Below are 4,920 nucleotides of genomic sequence, written 5' to 3'. Positions count from 1 at the left end.
GGGTGCGGGGTGGCCACCATCTCGATGCCGGCGCCGTAGGCGGTGAGCAGCCGGGTCATGGAGGGTTCGAGCCCCGGGTCGGTGACCAGGGTCACCGGGTGCCGGTACACCATTCCGGCGAGCGCCAGACCCAGGCCGAGGGTGCCGCTGGTGGACTCGATGATCCGGCCGCCGGGGCGCAGTTCGCCCCGCGCGCGGGCCCGTTCGACCATGTGCAGCCCGGGCCGGTCCTTGATGCCGCCGGGGTTGAAGCCCTCCAGCTTGGCCCAGAAGCCGCGGCCCGACGGTGCGAGCGGCTCGCCGATGTGGAGCAGCGGGGTGTTGCCGACCAACCCGGTGAGGGCGGAGCGGCCCGTTCGGCTGGTGAGAGAGGTCATGTCTCTTTTCCTGTCGATGAATTGGCGGAAGCGGAGCGCGGGATGACCGCGGGCTCCTATATCCGCCACCGACCGGTGACGAGCAGCGGACCTCTTGGTCCGCCCGCCGGGACGGAGCCGGCCGGGCCTTCGGGCCGGGTCGCGGCCACGTCCACCGCGTTCCCGCCCTCGGCGGGAGCGGACGGTGACGGTGTGGCGGGCGCGGTGGGCAGGGCGGGGCGCCCGCTGCGGGCCGTGCCCGTCGCGACCTCCCCGGCGTCACAGCGCAGAGGGCCCTCCGAGGGGGCGCCGTGCTGCGACAGGGCGGACGTCCCGTGCGATCGGACGGCGGCGGGGGCGCCGGCGTGCCGCTGTCCGCAGGTGACGGAGAGCAGGGACAACAGAATCAGGAGAGCGGCCAGGAGCCGACTGGGCATGGCGGGACTCCGCACGGCTGCGTGAGGGCAGCGATCGGTATCGGCGAGGTTCGGACGCGGAGGCGGACGCAGGGGTGGGTACGGGCGTACCGGCGCCCCCGCGCCCGTGCGGCTAGACCCTCAGATTCGCGATCCGATGCGGGATTTCGGGCGCCCGCTCGCACGCGGACGGATCCACCGGGCCCACCGTGCCCGGGGCCGCCGCCGGCTCGTCGTCCGTCCGGAGGCGCACCGCAGGCCCCGGAGTGTCGGTGGCGGGCCCGTCGTCCGGCTTTCCGGAGAGGCAATCGGCCTCCGGATGCCCGGCATCGTCGTGGCCGTCGCGGTGCGTCGACTCCACGGGCTGTGCGTCCCGGTGGTCCGTCGAGAATCCGGCCGACCGGACGATCTGCCCCGGACCGGTGTGGCCGGCTTCGCCCTCCGGGCTGATTCCGTGCGCCGCGAACACCGCTATCAGCAGCGCTCCCAGCCAGAAGAGACGCGCCACCACCCCGCGAGGGTGGGCGCGTCGTGCACGGAACGGCGACCGGACGGTGACCATATCGTCATCCTAATACCCCAACGGGGCTTCCTGTGAAGGTTGTTGAGTCCGCTCGTCGGACTGTTCGCGGTCGGGAGCGCATTTCGGCCAGAGGTTCGCCGGACACCCGGCAGGCCCGGGTGTACGTGCTGCGGGCCCTGGTCCCGGGCGGGGCCCTCGCGAACTCGCCGAACGCCTGGGCGACCGGGAGGCCGCCGACCGGCACCACCGGACCGCGCTCGCCCCGGCCCGCCGCCTCGGCAGCCCCTACCGGCGGGCCGACGTCGAGCATGCACCGGGCTGACGACACCGACGCCGGGCCGACCCGGGTGAGCCGCCCGGGACCTGCGGCCCTACCCCCGGCGGCGCCTTTCGGCGCAGAGTGGAGGGACGGTGTGCTGCCGAAGGGAGCCTGTCGTGGACCGCCCTCAAGACCTCCCGCAGGACCGTTCTCAGGACCGTCCTCAGAACTGTTCTCAGGACCGTCCTCAGGACCGTTCTCGGAACCGCTCGCGGAAGCCGGAGCGAACCGCCGAGCCGGGAACGCCGCTCGCCCGGCGGGTGGAGCCGTTCCTGCTGGTGGCGACGCTCGGCGCGCTGGCCGCCGGGGGAGTCGCCTGGCTGGCCGGAGCGGGGACGGCGGCCGGGGCCTGCTGGGCCGCCGGGACCGTCGCCGCCGTGCTCCCCGCCCTGTACTGGGTCTACGACGCGCTGCGCCGCGGCCGGGCGGGCGTCGACCTGATCGCCGTCCTCGCGCTGGTCGGCACCCTGGCCACCGGCGAGTACCTGGCGGGCGCGCTGATCGCGGTGATGCTGGCCACCGGCCGCTGGCTGGACGCCGCGGCCGAACGCCGCGCCGCCCGGGACCTGCACGCCCTGGTGAGCAACGCCCCGCGCTCCGCCCGGCGGCGCACCGGAGCGGGCCTGGAGACCGTGCCACTGGACGAGGTGCGCCCAGGAGACCTGCTCGTGGTCGGGCCCGGCGAGGCCGTCCCGGTGGACGGGCGGATCGAATCGCACGCGGCGGTCCTGGACGAGTCGGCGCTCACCGGCGAGTCCGTGCCGGTGGAGCGGCCCGTCGACGACCGGGCCCGCAGCGGGGCCGTCAACGTCTCCGGCGCCTTCGACCTGCGGGCCACCGCCACGGCCGAGGACAGCACCTACGCGGAGATCGTCCGGCTCACCGAGCAGGCCGGGGAGGAGAGCTCCCCGACCGTACGGCTGGCGGACCGCTACGCCGCATGGTTCCTGCCGCTCGCCCTCGGCGCCGCCGCGCTCGCCTGGCTGCTGTCCGGGGACGTGGTGCGAGCGGTCGCGGTGCTGGTGGTCGCCACCCCGTGCCCGCTGCTGCTGGCCGCGCCGGTCGCGGTGGTCTCCGGCATCTCCCGGGCGGCCCGGCGCGGGGTGATCGTCCGGGACGGCGCGGCGCTGGAGACGCTCGGCCGGGCCCGTACCGTCGCGCTGGACAAGACCGGCACGCTCACCGGCGGCCGGCCCCGGGTCCTGGACGTGGTCGCCGCGCCCGACCGGGGCTCCGGGCAGGTGCTGGCGCTGGCGGCCTCCGTCGACCAGTACTCCAACCACGTGCTGGGCGAGGCGATCGTAGCCGAGGCCCGGCGGCGCGGCCTGGAGCTGCGGCCCGCGAGCGAGGTGACCGAGGACCCGGGGCGCGGGCTCACCGGGCGGGTGGACGGCCGGCGGGTGAGCGTCGGCCAGCACGACGCCGAGGTCTGGCCCGCCTGGGCGCAGGCCGTCCGCAACCGCTCCGCGCTGGACGGCGCCGCCGTCGCCTGGCTGGCGGTGGACGGCGAGGTCGCGGGCGCGGTCCTGCTGCGCGACCCGCTGCGGCACGACGCGCCCCGGACGGTCCAGCGGCTGCGCGACGCGGGCGTCACCCGGCTGGTCATGCTCACCGGGGACCGCCCCGAGCCCGCCCGGGCGATCGCCGCCACGGTGGGCCTGGACGAGGTCCGCGCCCAGCTCTCCCCGGTCGGCAAGGAGGCCGCGGTGCGGGCCGAGCGGGAACGCGCGGTGACCGTGATGGTCGGTGACGGCGTCAACGACGCGCCGGCGCTGGCCGCCGCGGACGTCGGCGTCGCGATGGGCGCCCGGGGCACCGGGGCCTCCGCCCAGGCGGCGGACGTCGTGCTGACCACCGACCGGGTCGACCGGCTGGCCGACGCCGCCCAGATCGCCGGCCGCTCCCGCCGGATCGCGGTGCAGAGCGCCGCCGGCGGCATGGCCCTGTCCGGCGCCGCGATGGTCGCCGCGTCCCTCGGCTGGCTGCCGCCCGCCGCCGGCGCGTTGTTGCAGGAGGCGATCGACGTCGCGGTGATCCTCAACGCCCTGCGGGCGCTGCGGCCGGGCCGCCGGGAGGGCGCCCCGGAGCTGGGCGCGGAGGCGGAGGAGCTGGTGCGCCGCTTCGAGGCGGAGCACGGCGAGCTGCGCGAGGTGGTCGAGGCCGTCCGGGAGGCCGCCGACCTGCTGGGCCGGCCGGAGGACCCGCGCGCCCTGACGGCCGTGCGCCGGGTGGACCGGCTGCTGACCGACCGCCTGCTGCCGCACGAGCGGGCGGAGGAGCGGGAGCTGTACCCGGCGCTGGCCGCGAGCCTGGGCGGGCCGGAGGTCACGGCCACGATGAGCCGCGGCCACACCGAGATCCACCGGCTCGCCGAGCGGATCGGCACCCACCTGGAGCTGGTGGGCGCCGACCGGGACGGGATCGACCCCGCCCAGGTCGACGACCTGCGGGCGACCCTGTACGGGCTGCACGGGGTGCTGCGGCTGCACTTCGCGCAGGAGGAGGAGCAGTACTTCGCGCTGGCCGACTGAACTGCCCTTCTGGGAAGTTCAGTTGACGTAGGCCGCCGGTGCGCCCGGCTGGCTGGTGTCGGCGACGGGGCCGTACGCGGCGGAGAAGTACCCGTCGGCGGGGCACAGGCCGGAGCCGCCGCTCTTGACGAAGTGCTCGTTGACGAAGGTCAGCCCGTGCGCGGTGTTGTCGGCGCTGCCGGTGAACGCGCCGCTGAGCTGGAAGCTGCACGTGATGGTGCCGAACCAGCTGTTCAGCACGGCGGTGGCCTGGATCGGCCCGGCGCTGCCGCCGGTGAGGGTGACGGGGAGGCCGGCGCCGTCGCCGATGGCGACGCCGTAGGGGAGGGCGCCGACGGTGAGGCTCTTGACCGAGGTGACGCCGGTGACGTTGCTGGTGCAGGAGCCGAAGGTGAGCCCGGTCAGCGAGCCGGTCGCGGTGCCGGGCGCCGCCGGGTTGCTCAGCACGGTGCCGGAGAGCTGGGAGGTGGCGCACGTGACCCCGGTGGTGCTGGTCGCGGTCGAGTAGAAGGTGGCGGAGGTGTTCGCGGCGAGCGGCGCGGCGAGCGCGTCGCCCGCCGCCACGGCGGTGCCGCCCGCGCTCCCGGCGGTCAGCACCGGGACGGCGGAGTCACCCGGCGCGGCGATAGCGGGTGCGGCGGACGCGGGGATCGCGGCCGCCAGGGCGAGCGCGGCGACGGCGGCGGACACGGCGAAGTGGGGACGCATGCGCATGGGAAAGCCTCTTCCTCGGTGAGGGGATCGAGAAGGCGAACTTCCACTGCTCCCGGCAGGT

At 76.1% G+C, this 4,920-nt stretch carries 5 protein-coding genes; 1 reads left to right on the top strand and 4 read right to left on the bottom strand.

Annotated features, from left to right (window positions below; translation table 11 throughout):
- The 3 genes from J0670_RS30090 to J0670_RS30080 form a co-directional block, all read right to left on the bottom strand.
- The coding region (locus tag J0670_RS30090) for a pyridoxal-phosphate dependent enzyme (RefSeq protein WP_207814864.1) at window positions 1-377 on the bottom strand (377 nt) is incomplete at its 3' end.
- Window positions 378-433: 56 nt separating this feature from the next.
- The gene (locus tag J0670_RS30085) at window positions 434-793 is read right to left on the bottom strand and encodes a hypothetical protein (protein WP_207814863.1); all 360 of its coding nucleotides are present in this window, start codon (window positions 791-793) and stop codon (window positions 434-436) included.
- Between the two features lie 112 nt (window positions 794-905).
- Complete coding sequence (locus J0670_RS30080) at window positions 906-1,334, bottom strand: hypothetical protein (protein ID WP_207814862.1); 429 nt, start codon at window positions 1,332-1,334, stop codon at window positions 906-908.
- A 540-nt stretch (window positions 1,335-1,874) separates the two neighbouring features.
- Here J0670_RS30080 and J0670_RS30075 point away from each other — a divergent pair.
- Window positions 1,875-4,145 carry a heavy metal translocating P-type ATPase gene (locus J0670_RS30075; RefSeq protein ID WP_207814861.1) on the top strand — a complete coding sequence of 757 codons (2,271 nt, stop codon included), beginning with the start codon at window positions 1,875-1,877 and terminating at the stop codon, window positions 4,143-4,145.
- Between the two features lie 18 nt (window positions 4,146-4,163).
- On the opposite strand, the gene J0670_RS30070 is transcribed toward J0670_RS30075, so the two are convergent.
- Entirely contained in the window at window positions 4,164-4,859 is a 696-nt protein-coding gene (locus J0670_RS30070) for a Tat pathway signal sequence domain protein (RefSeq protein WP_207814860.1), read from the bottom strand.
- Between the last annotated feature and the right edge of the window lie 61 nt (window positions 4,860-4,920).

Source organism: Streptomyces sp. FH025 (genome assembly GCF_017427025.1).
In the GTDB taxonomy this organism is placed as follows: Bacteria; Actinomycetota; Actinomycetes; order Streptomycetales; family Streptomycetaceae; genus Kitasatospora.
This window is presented reverse-complemented; position numbering and strand designations above follow the sequence as displayed.

Coding starts and splice junctions, on each gene's coding strand:
- J0670_RS30085 (WP_207814863.1), bottom strand. CDS start 793: ATGCCCAGTCGGCTCCTGGCCGCTCTCCTGATTCTGTTGTCCCTGCTC.
- J0670_RS30080 (WP_207814862.1), bottom strand. CDS start 1,334: ATGGTCACCGTCCGGTCGCCGTTCCGTGCACGACGCGCCCACCCTCGC.
- J0670_RS30070 (WP_207814860.1), bottom strand. CDS start 4,859: ATGCGCATGCGTCCCCACTTCGCCGTGTCCGCCGCCGTCGCCGCGCTC.